Below are 18,088 nucleotides of genomic sequence, written 5' to 3' on the forward strand. Positions count from 1 at the left end.
AGCCTTTGGGCTTTTCTTAGTGCCATTCGACCATAATGTTTTGGGCTATTTTATTTGTTTTTTTGGCGTTGCATAATTATGAACAAAGGGTGCTGAAACATGAATTGTCCTTAATGCGGCTCGAATCATATCCGTAAAAATTTCTAATTACGTAGCTTTTACACCTAATAGCGGTATTATAAATTACGAATTATGTAACTTGCTTCTTGCATGATTGCACTCCCAAGGAATGTTTCCTAAAAAATGAAAGTTCAAAAATCTGACTTAACGCAGATTACTGCTCAAGCTAGCTGTTTATCTGAACGTCTGGGCAAACAGTTACAAGTTACTGATAGTGAACAACAGCTAACATCACGTCTTCACCGCTGGTGTAAGGTAAGTGCTCACGGAAACTGGGAAAAATTCCAGAAGCGGCTACTTTGGGATGGGTTAGATGTTGAGCAAGTACAGCAGGCTTTGCGATCGCTCCCTGTGGTGGATAGTCAAATTTTACCAGTTTGGTCAGAGACTTTGAGGGCAATGATTGAAACTGCTTCTAATTTTCATCCCCCATCATTGACTCCGATTAATCCGCAAACCTTAGCTTTTCAAGAACTATTGCTACCGGCAATCTTTGTGGCGCGACAGCAGTTATTAATTCGTTTGGGTACTAATTCCCTATCTAATGAACATCTACCTTTAAAAATACTCTCTGAGTCTTCTTACCTCACTTTTGAGTGTAGCTTGTTGGAAAAACTACTCAATCTCAGTGCCAAAACTTTGACAGCAGAATATTCCCGTTTTGTTGCCTTGGAGCAGAAATTTCCTGATCGGATGGGAATAGAATCACAAAATCAGATTAATCCTCAAGATAAATACAATACTTTTGTGGAGAAACTCTTAGGGGATGGAATGTTAGGGTTTTTCCAGCAATATCCTGTTTTAGGACGCTTAATGGCAACTGCTGTTGATTTTTGGGTTGAAGCAATCGCAGATTTCCTGCAACGTCTGCAAGCAGATATTCCAGCAATTCAGCAAATATTCTCATCATCCCAGCCTCATCTAGGAAAAGTCATTGACATTCAGCCTTCCCTTTCCGATCCCCATCATCAAGGAAGAACGGTAATTGCCCTCACCTTTAAATCGGGACTAAAACTAGTATATAAACCCAAAGGCTTAAGGGCAGAAGTAGCTTTTACTCAGTTCTTAGATTGGTGCAATCAGCAGGATATTTCCTTACCTTTCAAAGTTCTGAAAATATGCGATCGCTCTGATTATGGTTGGGTAGAGTATGTTGAGCATCTACCCTGTATGGACAAAGCAGCAGCACAGCGATTTTACCAGCGATCGGGAATGCTATTGTGTTTACTGCATATCTTAAGAGTAACTGACTGCCATCATGAGAACTTAGTCGCCAATGGGGAACATTTTGTCCTGGTGGATATGGAAACCCTCATGCAACCAGAGGCGAAACTGATGGCAGACTTTCCCCAAGCAACGAAAGTCGAGAAAATAGTAGGTAAACAATTCTGGGATTCTGTATTACGTACCGGATTTCTGCCTCGTTGGGATTTTCTAGAAAATGGCTGCATTGCTTATCAAAATAATGCCCTCAGCAGATGTCAGAATCATCCCTCTCCTGCACTAACGAACATACCCATGTTAGATGGTATTCCTCTGGAAGGTGGGGACTATCTTGATGAAATCGTGTGGGGATTTGAACAGATGTATCGTCTGTTAATTTCCCGTAAGCATATTTTACTAGCTGAGGATAGTCCTTTGGCGGCATTGAAAAATGTGCAAGTACGATTTATGTTTAGGATGAGTCAGGTTTATGCAAAAATTTTACAACATATTCAATCCCCCAAATGGCTGCATAATGGAATTGATAGAAGTATAGAAATTGATCACCTAAGTCGAGCATTTCTGGTTGTTGACGAAAAACCCCATTATTGGGGGATTTTATCAAAGGAACTCCAAGCAATGGAGCAGTTAGATATTCCCTATTTTAGTGCTTGTCCTGGCAGCGCTGAACTAGTGTTAGATCTGGGGAAATCTATTGCAGAGTATTTCCAGGAGCCAAGTTATAAAACTGTGCAGACTCAGCTAGAAAACTTGAGTGAAGCAGATTTGGCGCGACAAGTAGAAATTATTAAAGGTTGTTTTTATGCCGAAGGAAAGGCAGTAAATTTACAGATAGCTTCATTCACTCAAGATTCCGTAAAAAGTCAGAGCCAAAGCCTGCTTCCTTTGACAAAAGAACAGTTACTTCAAGAAGCAACGCGAATAGCAGAGGAAATTCAAGCACGGGCAATTTGGGGAAGTGATGGTAGTGTGAAGTGGATTGGTTTTAACTACTTTCCCAATGCTAAGTGTTTTCAGTTTGAACCTTTAGGTGACAATCTCTACAATGGTAATAGTGGTATTGCTCTATTTTTGGCAGCTTTAGATTATGTGAGAGGAACAAACCAGTTCCGAGAATTGGTGATGGGAGCGTTGTTTTCTACCCGCAAGTTTTTACAGACATTTGATTTTGAGTCCCATCGCAGATTTGTCCGACAGGGAATTGGGGGTGGTATGGGTTTAGGTTCCCTTATCTACGGTTTGGTGACAATTAGCCAATTTCTTAGAGAACCTGCACTTGTGGAAGATGCAACGGGGATTGCTAATTTCATTACCCCCGAATTGATTGCGACTGACCAGCAATTTGACATTATTTATGGGGCATCAGGGGCTATTTTGGGGTTATTGTCTCTTTATCACCACACTCAAGAGCCAAAGATTTTAGAACGGGCTATTAACTGCGGTCAGCATTTATTAAAGCATCAAGTGAAGGTGGCAGGAATACCCCAAGCTTGGAATATTTTACAGCAAGGGCAACATCCGGGTTTCTTTCATGGTGCAGGGGGAATTGCTTATGCTCTACTCAGGCTCTATGCTGTCACCGCAGATTCCGCCTTTTTAGCAGCAGCAAAGGCAGCAATTACTTATGAGCGGAGTGTCTTTCTACAACAACCAGAAGAAAATATTCAATTCAGTAGGTTTGATCTTGCAGGGGAAATTCTTTTAGCGCGTTTAGCTAGTTTATCTATTTTAAATACAGATGATGTTTATCAAGAATTAGAAATAGTTTTAAGAACTACACACACAAATGATTTGATTGATGTGGATTCTATTGAGTGCGGTAATTTTGGCAAGATAGAGATGCTATTACTAGCTGCACAAAAACTTAACCGACCAGAGTTACGAGAAGAGGCACTTATCAGAGCTTCTCATATAGTCAATCATGCTCAAATTGCTGGAGGTTATCAGTTTTTGCAATTGCCAATTTCTGTGTTTAATCCTGGTTTATTTCAGGGGACTGCGGGGATAGATTATGAGTTATTGCGGTTGGTTGAAGATTCGCTTCCTTCAGTATTATCCTTTGTGCTTTGATGAATCTAGATGTTGTTGGAGGCCTGTCAGCTATAGTTACAGCCGTATCGGTAGCCAATGTCACTATACCCAAAATTCGTCAGTATGAACAGACCCAAAAGTTGTCAGGGTCTGGAAGTATAAGCTCGGATTTAAGTGTAACTTTAAAGGATCTTAAAGGATAAAGTAACCGTTCTTAAATCATAAAGTGGCCGCAGTCCAAAACTAAGGTATTCGTGTATTTGAGAGATTTGAATATGATCGCTTGCAAATCATGTACAGCCGGACAATAAGCGTTATAGCTTCCTTGGGGCGGCCATTTTATCCTTTAAGTTACAGACAAAAAGGACTTTACCTGTTCTTCTTACCACCCTATTTTTCCGAGATGAATCGAATGAAGGATGAGTGGTATCAACTTAAAAATCATGAGATTGCTGGACAAACTTTTGACAATAACTATGATTTAGCGATTGCAATTATTGATGGCATAGAAGCTAGAAGCGTCAAGGGTGGATATGCCCTTGAGTTTCTTATATTTAATTGTGCCTAACTAAGTACCCATTTTATAGTACAACCAGGAGTATCAAGATAACATAATTTACCACTACGAAGGTTAAAAATAAAGCCTTGATGTTGAGCTTTTCCCACTCTGGGAGCTTGGTGTCTAAGTTGCTGCGATAGTTCTCGGGCTGCTATATCTGTAATATGTCTCCCAAATCGGTTCTTGATGAGTTGAATTAGTCCCTCGTGGTTTTTCTCATAATACAGAACCTCATTAAGAGATATTATTCTTCTGTTACCTACGATGACATCTGAACGATAACTTTTGGCAACTATTGAAGGACCAGCTATTAATTCTAACTCTTCATCATTTAATTCTACATCTACATTCTCATCTAAAACTGTTGTTCCATACACTTGCTGCAATAAATGATTGGGTGTAAATCCTTCAATATTAGACATAGCCACTGATCTCACTTGATTAGTCGATAGAGACATGGGGAGATCGGCAGTTGGGGAGGTAAGTACAAATAAAACGATGTCTAGCATGATTTTTCGTATTTGGTATTAATTTGCAGTAGTTATCTTCTGAATTTACACCGATCAATAGGAGTTTAGTTAGAAAGAAAATCTAAAGAAGGAAGCTTTGTCCAAAGTCCAATTGCCAATTATCACCTAGCCAAGCAGTAATGTTAGTGATATGTGGCTGAAGTTTTGCGATCATAGAAGCAAACCCTTCAGCTTTCTTTGCATAGTCAAAAGCTCGGTCTAATGCCTTACCCACCTCGTCTTTATCTGGTTGTGGCTTATTTAGCTCCTCCTGAGCATCTTCAAAGGCATTGTCAATTTTATGACGGTCTGAGGTTTCTAACTTCGCTATGATCTTACATAAGGCATTGAGTTCTGCTTGTATATTGACGCTTGCAGGAATGCCTACACCGTCGCACAGATGCTTATCGCTTTCATTATCAGGGGGATTGGTTTTAAAGTACTCACGCATAAAATTGCGCCCTTCTTCGAGTAAATAGTCAAAATCCCATCTCCACAGTTTCACTGTATTGTCAGCACTTGCAGAAGCCAGCATTTTTCCATCGGGGCTGAAACTGACCCCCAAAACCCAGTCTGTATGACCAGTTAGGGTTTTAATTTCTTTGCCTGTGGAAGTATCCCACAGTTTTACCGTGTTGTCAGTACTTGCAGAAGCCAGCATTTTGCCATCGGGGCTGAAGCTGATCCTATTAACCTCCTTTGTATGCTCAGTCAGGGTTTTAATTTCTGTGCCGATGGAGGTATCCCACAGTTTCACTGTGTTGTCAGCACTTGCAGAAGCCAGCATTTTTCCATCGGGGCTGAAACTGACCCCCCGAACCTCATCTCTATGCCCAGTTAAGGTTTTAATTTCTTTGCCGATGGAGGTATCCCACAGTTTCACTGTGTTGTCAGCACTTGCAGAAGCCAGCATTTTGCCCTTGGGGCTGAAGCTGACCCCCCAAACGGCATCTCTATGCCCAGTCAGGGTTTTAATTTCTTTGCCGGTGGAAGTATTCCACAGTTTCACCGTGTTGTCATCACTGGCAGAAGCCAGCATTTTGCCATTGGGGCTGAAGCTAACCCACTTAACCCATTTTGTATGTCCAGTTAGGGTTTTAATTTCTTTGCCGGTGGAAGTATTCCACAGTTTCACCGTGTTGTCATCACTGGCAGAAGCTAGCATTTTGCCATTGGGGCTGAAGCTAACCCCCCAAACCCAGTTTGTATGCCCAGAAAGGGTTTTAATTTCTTTGCCGGTGGAGGTATCCCACAGTTTTACTGTGTTGTCAGCACTTGCAGAAGCCAGCATTTGACTATCGGGGCTGAAACTGACCCACCCAACCCCTTCTGTATGCCCAGTTAGGGTTTTAATTTCTTGTCCGGTGGAGGTATCCCACAGTTTTACCGTATTGTCAACACTGGCAGAAGCCAGGATTTTAGCATCGGGGCTAAAGCTGACCTCCCAAACCTCGTTTGTATGTCCAATTAGGGTTTTAATTTCTTGTCCGGTGGATTTATCCCACAGTTTCACCGTCTTGTCATTACTGGCAGAAGCCAGCATTTTCCCATCGGGGCTGAAGCTGACCCCCAAAACGCCTTCTGTATGACCAGTTAGGGTTTTAATTTCTTGTCCGGTGGATTTATCCCACAGTTTCACCGTCTTGTCATTACTGGCAGAAGCCAGCATTTTCCCATCGGGGCTAAAGCTGATCCCCCAAACCGCATCTCTATGCCCAGTCAGGGTTTTAATTTCTTTACCCGTGGAAGTATTCCACAGTTTCACCGTCTTGTCATGACTCGCAGAAGCCAGAATTTTACCATCGGGGCTAAAGCTGACCCCCCAAACCTCCTTTGTATGCCCAGTCAGGGTTTTACGTTCTTTACCGATGGAGGTATCCCACAGTTTCACCGTCTTGTCTTTACTGGCAGAAGCCAGCATTTTCCCATCGGGGCTGAAGCTATTCCTATTAACCTCATTTGTATGCCCAGTCAGGGTTTTACGTTCTTTACCGATGGAGGTATCCCACAGTTTCACCGTCTTGTCTTTACTGGCAGAAGCCAGCATTTTCCCATCAGGGCTGAAACTGACCCCCCAAATCCAGTTTGTATGCCCAATCAGGGTTTTAATTTCTTGTCCGGTGGAGGTATCCCACAGTTTCACCGTGTGGTCATCGCTTGCAGAAGCCAGCATCTTACCATCGGGGCTGAAGCTGACCCCATTAACGGAGTTTGCGTGTCCTCCCAAAGTGTTGGGTGCGGCAACATTGTGAACTGTATTTAATAACGCCAGTTCTACCTGGATGCGGGTATCTGCATCTACGTAAGGTAAACCAAGCATTTTTTCAGCAGCCATTACACTTGATTTGACAGCTTTCCGTCTATCTGAGTACAAAAATCCATCAGAAACTTGAGCTAAGGTATTAATTTGATTGATTTCCTCACTCCACCTTCTGCGTTCTTGCTCCTTTTGTTCGCGATCGCGCAGTGCTACACTAGCTTGGATAAATTCTTGCTCCTCTTCGCATAGATACTCTCGGCGTTGTTTCAGCTTTTCTTCCGCCTCCACCAATGCTGCACCGCGTAGCAATGCCCCTTCATCTTGCTGCGTCTGTTTCCATTGATTGATTCCTATCCGCAACCAATCTTGCCAAGCGCGAAAACTACGGTCTGTGTCCATCCATTGTCGTAATTCACTCCAATTACGAATCAGCGCTTCATGGACAACCTCCACTGTTTCTTGATCTTCAGGATTACGACTAGTAACTACTAATCGCGCATCTGCCAATTGTTTCACCAATCCCCAGCTTGCTTCACCCAATTCGGCTTTCGTCGCCAATCGCCGCGTATCTTCCGTTCCTTCCCCTGGATGCACTAATTGGATGAAGATTCGCCGTACTTTTTTCTTCTCGTCATCTGTCAAGTTGCCATATTTTTTATCAGCATGGCGAGCTAGGGCACCTTTTACTTCACCAATGTCCTCATAAGCTGCATGAGTTAACTGTTTTCCCTTGCGCCGTTTCCACAATTCCGTTAATGCAAACTCCAACAGAGGTAAATTACCTGGTTCTGACTCTACATCATCCAAAATGCGTTTTACCAGTCCCTCTTGAAAAGTTACCCCTAACTTCTCAGCAGGCTTGACAATTACCTGTTCAAGTTCTTCATAATTCATCGACCTAATAAGCTTGATATCAGTTTTCAATAAATCTCCAAAAGGGGGATATAACAGCGCATTTCCCAAGAAATCTGCCCGCATTGTTGCAACAAGTATATGCTTGTAGTGTGATTGAGAAGGGCAAGATGGAAAGCTAGCTAATAAAGTGTCCAGGAAACTACGGCGAATTTTCTGATCCGTACATAGAGTGTAAATTTCTTCAAATTGATCGGCAATTAGCAAGACCTGATGCGTGGGATGATTTTGGTGAATCTGGCCAAATACATCAGCTAGAAGCACATCCCTATTCTGCAAGTATTTTGCTAACTGACGAGCTTGAGCTATCCGTTGAGTAGCATTCAAATCTAGAGTATAAAGTGGAACTAGCGCCAAAGCCAGGGCATGGAAAGGATCTGAATCGGGACGGAAGTGAGTAAATAGCCAGTGACCTTCATTTTGAAGTTTGGGCACCAGTCCCGCCAAAACTATCGAAGATTTGCCGCTTCCAGAAGCACCCAAAACTGGTATAAAATTGCAGCTTTGAGTTGCTGCGAAAAGTTCTCCTGTACATACGTCACGTCCAAAGAAAAACTCCGCATCATTGGGACTAAAGTGAAACAAACCGCGATAAGGGCAGGGAAGAATTTTGTCAGCAGCATCAGTCGATTCAACAGGTACTACCTGAGTACCTTCACCGTAATGGTAGTTGTATATTATTGATATACTGCCTTCGACTGTACCAAATGCAGTACCGCCACTCATATCTCCAATAGCTTGGTTCTTATTACCTCCCAAAACTTGTTGAATTTCACTTGAAGGCTGTTTCGGTTGAGGTGTTGGCTCAGTTGACATAAGTTATAGCTACCTTCATTACATACTTACGTTGCCGTGTACTTTACCAATTGCCTTGGCATTACCCTCCATTTTTCCAATCACTTGGTTGCCACTTCCACTGACATCTTGCTGGATATTATCACCACCAGTCTCTGTAGTGGATTTTTCTGATAAAATTTGAGCGATTTCTGCTGCTAGTGTGGGTTCCCCTTCTAAAATTTTCTTCAGTTGTACCCGCAATGCAGTTTGTAAATCTCCGTCTTCTGGATCATTTGCTACATCCTTAGCTGCTTCCAAAGCCGCTGCTTTACCTTCTACCTTTGGTTGCAATTTACTCCAAACAACAGTCGCTTTTCGCCAAACATCTTCACCAAGCTTCTGGGATGCTCCTTCCACCGCCTTATTGCCCACATTCAGTAGAAATGGCAGACAGGGCGTTAAAAATTTTACTAATAAAGAAATATCCATTGGTTTATGTGGTTTATCTATATTGATTCTTGTTGTAATAACTGGAATCTCGGCTTGGGAAAGGTTTTCTAGTTTAATCGCCACTAAACCTTCCTGAAAGGCTCTTGGAAATACATCTTGAATTTTTGAAGTTGCGTAACCCAATCCATCATAAAAACCTTGAGCGAACTGGATTGCGGATTGATCCTGAATCTCCTGGTTCATGCCAATGGCATAATTAATATATTTACTAATTGCCTCAGCAGATTTGACAGAGTGACAAGCATTTAATAGCACACAGTTTACATAATCTGCGTGTAATTCAAAAAGAGATGCCAGCCCTTCTGGTGGCACAGCTTTGTTCTGTCCCCCATTATCTTCTAACAGCAAACTTCCATCTTCTAAACCGTGTCCGCAGAAATGCACAATTTGGGGTTTTTCTTCTGCGATCGCCCTGCGAATATCCTGGGGTCTAACAGCAGTCCTAATATCAACATCAAATATATCCCGTCTTACAGCACGTCGGATACATTCTTCAACTTCTCTAATTTCTTTATCCAAGCGCAAACCGTGGGGAATTGCTGCCAGAATCAAAATTTTTTGTGGCTGAGTAGCTTGTTCCTTAACCATCTCCCACCCTTGATGAATGTATTAAACCCTGCCAGATTGGCAAGGGATAAATGCTACTCCAAAGCTAAACTTAAGAATTCCGGAAAGCTGTTCTTTAGGACTTACGCATTGACAGATTGCTAAGATAATGCAGTTAAAAATGAGTGTCGTCAAAAGCAGGTATCGGACAATTTGTGACAATTCCTGATACTCATTGGAGAATTGAAATTTTTCACAGAACGATAAAACAAGAGACCTCTTGCATAAGTCGAATCGACCCCCCTTAATCCCCCCTTATAAAGGGGGGAAACTTGAAATCTTGCTCCCTCCCCGTATGTATTGGGGAGGGTTGGGGAGGGGTGATTCAACGATTTTTGCAATAGGTCTAAGTATGTGGTATTTGTCTATTCATGGTTAGAGATAGCCATGCAATTAAAACACACATATTTTGTTCACTTCAAGCATTTTTTTGTTGAGAAAAAATGCGTTCTGAAAATATAATTTTCAATTAGTTATGAGTTGCAAAGGAACTTATTCACTTTAGTGGTGCGTGAGTATATTGTGGACAATCCCACTAATACTTATGCTGCTTCGTACACATGGGTAATATTTTTTGTCAATTTGTAAGTCCTAATCTTAATAAAATAAATATAATAAAACTTATTCAGTCTTGCCCTATTGGCAGATATTGGAGAAAATTTAACGTCTCAAGCAATAACCAGAGTCGCTGATAAGCCTACTCAGTAATGCTTGCAGTTCAGTGTAAGAATATATCACGATTAAGAATTTGGAGGGGCAATTGACTGATATCGTAGTTGGCTTAGACTTGGGTACAGAAGGAGTACGAGCGATCGCAGTTAATCTGCAAGGGCAAATTATCGCTCAGTCAACTAGAAGCTATCCTTTGCTAACTCCACAACCCGGTTGGACGGAACAGAACTCATCGGATTGGATCGAAGCAAGTTTGGATGCTCTATTTGATGTCACTCAACAACTAAACGGACATCGACCGATTGCCCTCGGTTTGTCTGGACAAATGCATGGTATGGTTCCTCTCGATGTGGAGGGCAAAGCAATCAGACCGGCAATTTTATGGAATGATCAGCGTACAGGTAAAGCTGTTGCTGAGATTGAAGCCACGATTCCCCGTCAGGAGTTGATCCAGCGAACTGGAAATCCAGCAATTACCGGGTTTCAACTGCCGAAGCTCTTGTGGTTGCGGACTGAAGAACCACAAGCATACACTCGGTTGTGGCAGATTCTTTTGCCCAAAGATTATCTGGGATATGTGCTAACGGGCGAAGCAGTGACAGAACCATCTGATGCTTCTGGTGTGGGCTGTCTGAATTTGGGTAATCGGCAATGGGATACAGATATTCTCCATGCTCTCAATATAAAACCAGCGTTGTTCCCTCCGGTAATCGAATCTACCGCGATCGCTGGACGGCTAAAATCAGAAATAGCCGCGCGCGTGGGATTACCTGTGGGATTACCCGTAATCGTCGGTGGAGGTGATAATGCCGCAGCAGCGATTGGCTTGGGCATCTCATCAAGCAACCTGAGCCGGGGTAGTTTGAGTATTGGCACATCAGGAGTGATCTTTGCACCCTGCGATCGCCCAATTCCCGATCCCGAAGGTCGGGTACATTTGTTCTGTCATGTAGATGGTGGCTATCATTTGCTAGGAGTAACCCTAGCGGCAGGTGGTTCTCTGCGTTGGTATCGAGATTCATTTGCACCGCATATATCCTACACCGAGCTAATGGATATGGCAGAGCGATCGCAGCCTGGGGCGCGTGGTGTTCTATTTCTACCCCACCTCGCAGGAGAACGCAGTCCCCACCTCGATCCAGATACTCGCGGTGCTTTGGTGAATTTATCATTAGCTCATACGCAAGCAGATATAATTCGCGCTGTGCTGGAGGGAGTTGCATTTAGTCTGCGAGAAGCTTTGGAGGTAATTAGTGCGATCGCTCCGGTTGATCAACTCTTAGCAACGGGGGGAGGCGCACGTTCTCACATCTGGTTACAAATTTTGGCAGATGTTTTGCAAACAAAACTCATTGCTCCCAAAGCTGAAGAAGGAGCTGCTTACGGAGCGGCTATTTTGGCAATGGTGGGGATTAGTGTTTATCCCAATTTAGCAGCTGCACTCAAGATTTTACCGCAGGCTAGTAATGTAGTACAGCCGCGGGCAAATCCTTTGTATGAAGCAGGGTTTAAGCGCTACAAGTTACTTTACGATACCCTGAAAGCTGTGCGTTGATAACTGCTGAAGACCAGAGCGATCGTTTCGCTCTTTGTCAGGTGGAAAAAATATTGAGCCAAACTCAGTCATAGAGGCACGACCCTAGTAGATGGAGAAACTCATGCCAAGTGGATATATTAAACGAAAGAAGCTACTAAGTAGGTAGACATAATTAAATATAAAATAAACTCCTAGTTTGTAGTGAGCGATTTATCGCTCAGAACAAGGATTATCAGGACTAAAGTCCTTACTACAAACTTTAAATTTATTTATGCCTCGATACTTAACTACAATAAGCCAGACTGCTTAATCCAGGAGTATTCACTAAGTCAGTATTGACCATCCAACCATTACCAGATAACTCTCCAGGAAAACTTCTGGAAAGGTCGATTTCTACCCAAATATAATTTTCAGATTTATATGACTTAACGACATTACCTGTAACCAAGTTCACAAACACAACTGTGTTTGGATAAAGTGTTGTAATAAAAGGTTCTTTTGTAGTTGGTTGGCGACGTATAGTTTCCTGTCGTACAATTTGCCGACACACACTGCCAATAGTAGGTTTACTCCATAGATTTTGAGCGTTGTTATTCGGCTGACAAAATCTCAGCGCAGCAGTTTGAATAAACCCTGAAGTCGGAGCTTTGATTCTGACAAATCTATCTCCACTAACTGGTATATATGCTAAAGTAACTCTTGTTTTTGCCGACAATATTCTGATAGCGTTGGATGATGTTGAAGGTTCTTTGAAAATTGGAGTATTTACTTTAGTTGCACGACAATTTGACTGTGCAGAATTAAAGGGAGTCTGCGCGATTTGAGCAAATACAGGTACACCCAGAGTAAATGTAGCAATATTTACTAGAGTAAAAATATACAATAACTTCTGAAATTCCACGTTTTTTCCTCAATATCATTTACGAAAAACTGTACATCAGATTCGGAACTTAATAAACTCTGATATTAAAAGAGCATAACCAAATTATTTTTAACTATTAGAATATCATATAATGACTTATTACTACTAATTATCAACTACGCGCCATCTCTTAATTATGAATAAATCAAAGAATACTGGAATAGTTGAACAGTTTGTTAATACAGTGATGGGGGTAAAATCTGGGAATCAACAACAGTCTCTAAACACATCAATAGCTACTACACAAGAACTAGATATTAGAGCAGTTTTAGTTTATACACTAGGGACTATCCTACAAATAGCGGTCATGATTCTCGTGTTACTGGGAATGGAAAAATTAGTAATGTTGATTAATAACAATTCTTCTTTTCCCAGTTGGGTTAGCACTTCATTGACTGGATTATTTTTTGCTCTATTAAGTATCCGTTCTCGAATTTTTTCTCTTTTAGATAATACCCGTTCTCGTCAGACCTATGACCAGGTAATCAGACCAAGATGGTCGCCTCCACCTTTAGCATTTCCCATAGTTTGGATGATAATTGCTGTTTTGCGAGTAATTTCTTCTGTATTGGTTTGGCAGCAAATGAATCACCAGTTTTTAGTGTTGCCTTTAATTTTGTTTGTGGTACATCTGGCTTTAGGGGATACTTGGAATACGATTTTTACTGTAGAACGGAGATTAGGTGCTGCTGTACCTGTAGTTATTTTAGGCCCTTGGTTATCTGCTGTAGTGGTGACGGCAATTTATTGGCAAACTAATGCTGTAGCAGGAATGACTTTATCATTTTCTTGTGTGTGGTTAACTGTAGCTGCTGTTTTGGTATTTAGAATTTGGCAGTTAAATGGATCTGAGCCATTGTATCCTTTAAAATTAGCACCTGTGGATCAATAAATATCCAAAGTTAACCTTGAGACGAAAGCCAATTCAAGATACATAAAAAACGATAGAGCAGTTAACCATAGACCTCTTGCAAAAATCGTTGAATCACCCCTCCCCAACCCTCCCCTTCACAAGGGGAGGGAGCAAGATTTCAAGTTTCCCCCCTTTATAAGGGGGGATTAAGGGGGGTAGATTCGACTTATGCAAGAGGTCTAATCTACCGTTTTTTAAACTCTTTCAGGGAGTTAGCTTCTAAAGCAATTTTATCTAAATCTTTTTTTAATCATAATGAGAAGCATCGCCAAGTTCTAAATAGTGCCGAAAGTAACACCCTGTTGTTTGAGCCACTTCCGGTATGCTATGGAATAGCGATCGCTCGGTAAATGTACTTCTGATTGCAAATCTAAAGGTAAGCGTCGGGGTTGCTGGGACTCGACAATGGCAATATCTTGACTAGCAACTTGATTTTGAATATCTAGATACACTTCCACTTTTACTTCACGGACATTCTTTACCATTAACCAATATTGCGCCACGCACTCATCTTCATCGACTGGCGTAATTGTATAGAAGATATTTAAACGATGATCTCCAGGCCCAAGTTTAAAGTATGCCACTAGCGGACGAAAAATGCGGTAATCGTAAGTGTTGAAAATCATTGGTGCTGACAGAGGATTACCGGAATTAAAATCTAGTTCCCACAAACCACATTTGAAACTAATCCCATCTGGAAGAGACTCTAATTCATAGTGCGTCAACTCAGGACGACTGGCGTGGGCAAATAATCCCGAATGCATAATTGGGAAGTGTGCCGGATCGATGAAATTTTCCAGCACCCGCAGAGGGCTAGAGTGATAGTAGTAAGGGCCACAGAAAATCTTTTGATAGACCGGATCGTACCACTCAGAAAAGGGAGCTATGTCTTGTTTTGGTGTCCCTAAACAAACCCAGAGCAGATCGTAACGCTCTTGAATTTGGTAAGTTTTAACACAAGCTTGGGCGGGGGGCGATTGTTCGGGATTAGCCGGAACTTGTAGACATTTTCCCTCGCTATTAAAGGCTAAACCGTGGTAGGGACAAACAAGAGTCTCTTTATTAACATATCCTAGAGAAAGACGGGCACCACGATGAGGGCAAAGGTCTTGCCAAGCTAAAACTTTGTCGCCATTATGCCAAAGTACTAGATTTTCGCCTAATAAGCGCTTGTGCAGGACTGTTCCAGGTTGGAGGTCTTGCGATCGCGCTATTACATGCCAATCATTCAGCAAAATCTGGTCTTGAACCATGAGTATCGACACCCGTCAGGTCAAATACCTATATCTTAATTATCCTGTGGAAAAACTATCAAAGCACTTTTAGATTTGTTAACAGATAAATGTGCGATCTCTATGTATGCAAAAACTCAAAGTGGCGGGGAATTCAGGTTAATGCATAAGTCTTAAAAGATATGCCAACTGAAGATTAGCTCGAAAAACTTAGGCAAATACTTGCTCTTCTACGTGAGCATACTGACGAGTAACTTGATGAGTGCTGTAATTGAGCGTCAGACAACCTAATTACCCCCCTTAATCCCCCCTTGTAAAGGGGGGAAATAAGAAAAATCTGGTTCCCTCCCCAATACATACGGGGAGGGTTAGGGTGGGGTAAAATATGTACTTAGATGCAAAATGCTGTATGCCATCATTGTTAATTTAGAATAGGTTGCATCGCCCGTGGAGTGAGAAAAGTCTATTTACCAGAGGGAAGCTTTAGTTCGATATTTAATTTGTTTCCTATTTCCATAACATTATTTGTAAAGTCTGTCATACCTGCGATCGGGGCAGCGACTACACTAGCAGCAGTTAGTAAAGCTACTAGACGCTTTTTGAGTTTGGGTAAATTGCGTTCTTTTTCTGGCTTTTGAATTTCTGCTTCTACATCATCAATATCAATGATCATGTCGTCGCGGGTTTCTGGTGGGAATTGGGCGGCAGTTTGGCGCAGGTTGCCGATCAGTTGTAGAATTTCGCTGATGTTTGCACCGCTTGTTTGGTTGAAGTTAGAGGCTTGCTGTCTGGCGTTGTCTTTGACTTCGTTGGCAAAGTTGCCGATGTTTGCGCCTTGAAAGTTGTTTGTGTTTTCTGTCATGGGTTTATATTCTCCTTGGTGATTGTTATTGTAAATCTGGTTGACAATTGTAAAGCGATCGCTTTCTGGATCTACTTTTTGTGATTTTCGACGCGATTCTAGGGATTCATAGCCATCTAAAAGTTGACGCAGATCGAGTTTTAATTTTAGTTTGCCAATGGTGATTGTGCTTTCACCCATTGCCTCAAGTCCGAGTAGTTCTTGGTAGTCGAGGGGCGGGTGGTTGGGGTGGTTGGGGACGGGAACCCATTCGGTGATTTCGAGATTGGGGAGACTTTTGTGGATTTTTTGGAAGACATCGCGGAGGATGCCGAGAAATAAGCGGCGGGTTTCTTTGCGTCTGCTAATGGTGATGAAGATTTTTTTGTCTTCGGGATCGGCTTTGATCCGAGCGATGTTGTAGATTTCGTTGTTTTCTTGATATTGCAGCATTACGCCACTGCGCCAATAGATTTGGTTATGAATTTTTTCGTGGGTGATGACGATGAAGCGAGAGATGATGCTTTCGGGGAGAACTTTGTAATGGTATTGAAATTCCAGGGTTTCGCCTTCTAGTTCTGTTTCGTCTGGTTGGTCTTTGGGCAGAAGTCCCGCAATTAGAAATTGTGGTGGGTTACAATCTAATGCAAAGCAAAGCTCAAATTCTTTCATCAGCCCGATCAGATAGCGATGGCGCTCGGTAGGATAACGCTCTGGATTGAGGATGCGGGTGAGATCGGCGGGGGTGAAAATGCCTTTGGTTTTAGTTTTGAGGTTTTCATCGCTCAGGAGCGCGTAAATGCCTTCTGTAACCCAGTTGGGTTTGAGGACGTTGGTATCTTTGAGGATGGGATGCTCGCGGAAGTTGAGAACTAAGCCAAGTCGATGGAGGAGATCGATGAGTTGATCTTGGTTTTGTTCTTCGGGAATATTGTTTTTGTAGCAGATGCCGATATAGCTGCTGTAGGTGATGAAGTCTTCAGTCATGGCTTCGAGTTGTTGTTTAACCTCAAACCATGAGAGTGGTAGAAGGTCGTAAACTTCTTTGAGTTTGGCGATTTGCTGCAAAATGGCGGTGCGAAGTTCATCAATGCCGATATTCTCTTGGCAGGAGGTTTCGATAATCGCTTGGATGTTAGGATATTTTTCGCGTAACGCCTTGCGGTTGATGTCGAGGGGTTGTTCGTCTTTTTTGTTGCCAACGATAATCACGGGGGACTCTCCGCCGAAGCTTTCGATTAGTTTTAGCCAATATTCGATGCGGTTTTCTTCTTCGCTAGTGCGACAATTACAGACTAGGAGATAGAGGCTGCGCTTAGTCAGAAAAAACTGATGGGTGGCATGATAAATTTCCTGCCCGCCAAAGTCCCAAACATTGAGGCGGATGTCTTTACTATTGACCTGCACGTTCCAAGTTTCTACATTGAGTCCGTCGGTTTGAGGTTGATTTTTATCATATTTATTGTGGATTAGTCGCTCGATGAGGGATGTTTTGCCGACGCTACCTTGTCCGATGAGCAAGAGTTTGGCTTCGTTGAGTGGACGCACTTCACCGCTACGGAGTAATCGCAAGTAATTAAAAATATCCTTAACTGAACCAACATCATCAGAAGATCCTAAAATCTCTGGTGAAATAGGAAGCGGATTTCCCCGTAAATCTAGTGTTTCCAATTTCAGCAAACTTTCGATCACCTCTGGAATCTGGGTTATTTTGTTGTAACTGAGGTGAAGCTGCGTCAGATTGGTTAAATTCGCGATCGCCTCTGGAATCTGGGTTATTTGGTTGTCACTGAGGTGAAGCTGCGTCAGATTGGTTAATTTAGCGATCGCCTCTGGAATCTGAGTTATTTCGTTGTAACTGAGGTGAAGCTGCGTCAGATTGGTTAATTTAGCGATCGCCTCTGGAATCTGGGTTATTTTGTTGTAACTGAGGTTAAGCTCCGTCAGATTGGTTAAATTAGCGATCGCCTCTGGAATCTGGGTTATTTGGTTATCACCGAGGTAAAGCTCTGTAAGATTGGTTAAATTAGTGATCACCTCTGGAATCTCGGTTATTTGGTTGTAACTGAGGTTAAGCTCCGTCAGATTGGTTAAATTAGCGATCGCCTCTGGAATCTCGGTTATTTGGTCGCCACTGAGGTGAAGCGAAGTTAAATTGGTTAATTTTGTAATCGCTTCTGGAATCTCTGTAATTTGGTTGCTACTGAGAAAAAGGGTAGTCAGATTGATTAAATTCCCTATCACCTCTGGAATCTGCGTAATTGGGTTCAAACTGAGTAGAAGCGAAGTCAGATTGGTTAAATTCGCTATCACCTCTGGAATCTGAGTAATTTTGTTGTTATAGAGGTAAAGCGAAGTCAGATTGGTTAAATTCGCGATCGCCTCTGGAATCTGTGTTATTTGGTTGTTACTGAGGGAAAGCACAGTCAGATTGGTTAATTTAGCGATCGCCTCTGGAATCTG

At 42.3% G+C, this 18,088-nt stretch carries 10 protein-coding genes and 1 pseudogene; 5 read left to right on the plus strand and 6 right to left on the minus strand.

The window, feature by feature from the left end:
* Nucleotides 1-243 precede the first annotated feature (243 nt).
* Nucleotides 244-3,414, plus strand: a complete 3,171-nt coding sequence (locus RMY27_RS29535) for a type 2 lanthipeptide synthetase LanM family protein (RefSeq protein ID WP_322668396.1) — start codon at nucleotides 244-246, stop codon at nucleotides 3,412-3,414.
* A 253-nt stretch (nucleotides 3,415-3,667) separates the two neighbouring features.
* Nucleotides 3,668-3,943, plus strand: coding sequence for a hypothetical protein (locus RMY27_RS29540; protein ID WP_322668397.1), 276 nt, complete (start codon nucleotides 3,668-3,670; stop codon nucleotides 3,941-3,943).
* On the opposite strand, the gene RMY27_RS29545 is transcribed toward RMY27_RS29540, so the two are convergent.
* The 3 genes from RMY27_RS29545 to RMY27_RS29555 form a co-directional block, all read right to left on the minus strand.
* Complete coding sequence (locus RMY27_RS29545) at nucleotides 3,940-4,356, minus strand: hypothetical protein (RefSeq protein WP_322668398.1); 417 nt, start codon at nucleotides 4,354-4,356, stop codon at nucleotides 3,940-3,942. The two genes, RMY27_RS29540 and RMY27_RS29545, sit on opposite strands and share 4 nt — an antisense overlap.
* 169 nt (nucleotides 4,357-4,525) lie before the next feature.
* A complete protein-coding gene (locus RMY27_RS29550) occupies nucleotides 4,526-8,341 on the minus strand; it encodes a WD40 repeat domain-containing protein (protein WP_416212377.1) in 3,816 nt (1,271 codons plus the stop codon).
* A gap of 108 nt (nucleotides 8,342-8,449) precedes the next feature.
* Nucleotides 8,450-9,490: a CHAT domain-containing protein gene (locus RMY27_RS29555; RefSeq protein WP_322668400.1), complete on the minus strand. Its 1,041-nt coding sequence runs from the start codon at nucleotides 9,488-9,490 to the stop codon at nucleotides 8,450-8,452.
* A 368-nt stretch (nucleotides 9,491-9,858) separates the two neighbouring features.
* Between RMY27_RS29555 and RMY27_RS29560 the strand changes: the two are divergent.
* Both RMY27_RS29560 and xylB read left to right on the plus strand, forming a co-directional pair.
* Nucleotides 9,859-10,096, plus strand: a pseudogene (locus RMY27_RS29560) (hypothetical protein); the annotation flags it as partial.
* Nucleotides 10,097-10,268: 172 nt separating this feature from the next.
* Entirely contained in the window at nucleotides 10,269-11,735 is a 1,467-nt protein-coding gene (xylB, locus tag RMY27_RS29565; RefSeq protein ID WP_322668401.1) for a xylulokinase, read from the plus strand.
* Between the two features lie 265 nt (nucleotides 11,736-12,000).
* Here xylB and RMY27_RS29570 read toward each other — a convergent pair whose 3' ends face one another.
* Entirely contained in the window at nucleotides 12,001-12,618 is a 618-nt protein-coding gene (locus RMY27_RS29570; protein ID WP_322668402.1) for a hypothetical protein, read from the minus strand.
* Nucleotides 12,619-12,775: 157 nt separating this feature from the next.
* On the opposite strand from RMY27_RS29570, the gene RMY27_RS29575 reads away from it, so the two are divergent.
* Nucleotides 12,776-13,531 (plus strand): TspO/MBR family protein, encoded by a 756-nt coding sequence (locus RMY27_RS29575; protein ID WP_322668403.1) that lies wholly within the window; start codon nucleotides 12,776-12,778, stop codon nucleotides 13,529-13,531.
* Between the two features lie 296 nt (nucleotides 13,532-13,827).
* On the opposite strand, the gene RMY27_RS29580 is transcribed toward RMY27_RS29575, so the two are convergent.
* Both RMY27_RS29580 and RMY27_RS29585 read right to left on the minus strand, forming a co-directional pair.
* Nucleotides 13,828-14,805, minus strand: coding sequence for an aromatic ring-hydroxylating dioxygenase subunit alpha (locus RMY27_RS29580; RefSeq protein WP_322668404.1), 978 nt, complete (start codon nucleotides 14,803-14,805; stop codon nucleotides 13,828-13,830).
* 442 nt (nucleotides 14,806-15,247) lie between these two features.
* Nucleotides 15,248-18,088: leucine-rich repeat domain-containing protein (locus RMY27_RS29585; RefSeq protein ID WP_322668405.1), on the minus strand; the 2,841-nt coding region annotated here is incomplete at its 5' end.

This window comes from Nostoc sp. DedQUE09 (assembly GCF_034530915.1).
Classification (GTDB): domain Bacteria; phylum Cyanobacteriota; class Cyanobacteriia; order Cyanobacteriales; family Nostocaceae; genus Nostoc.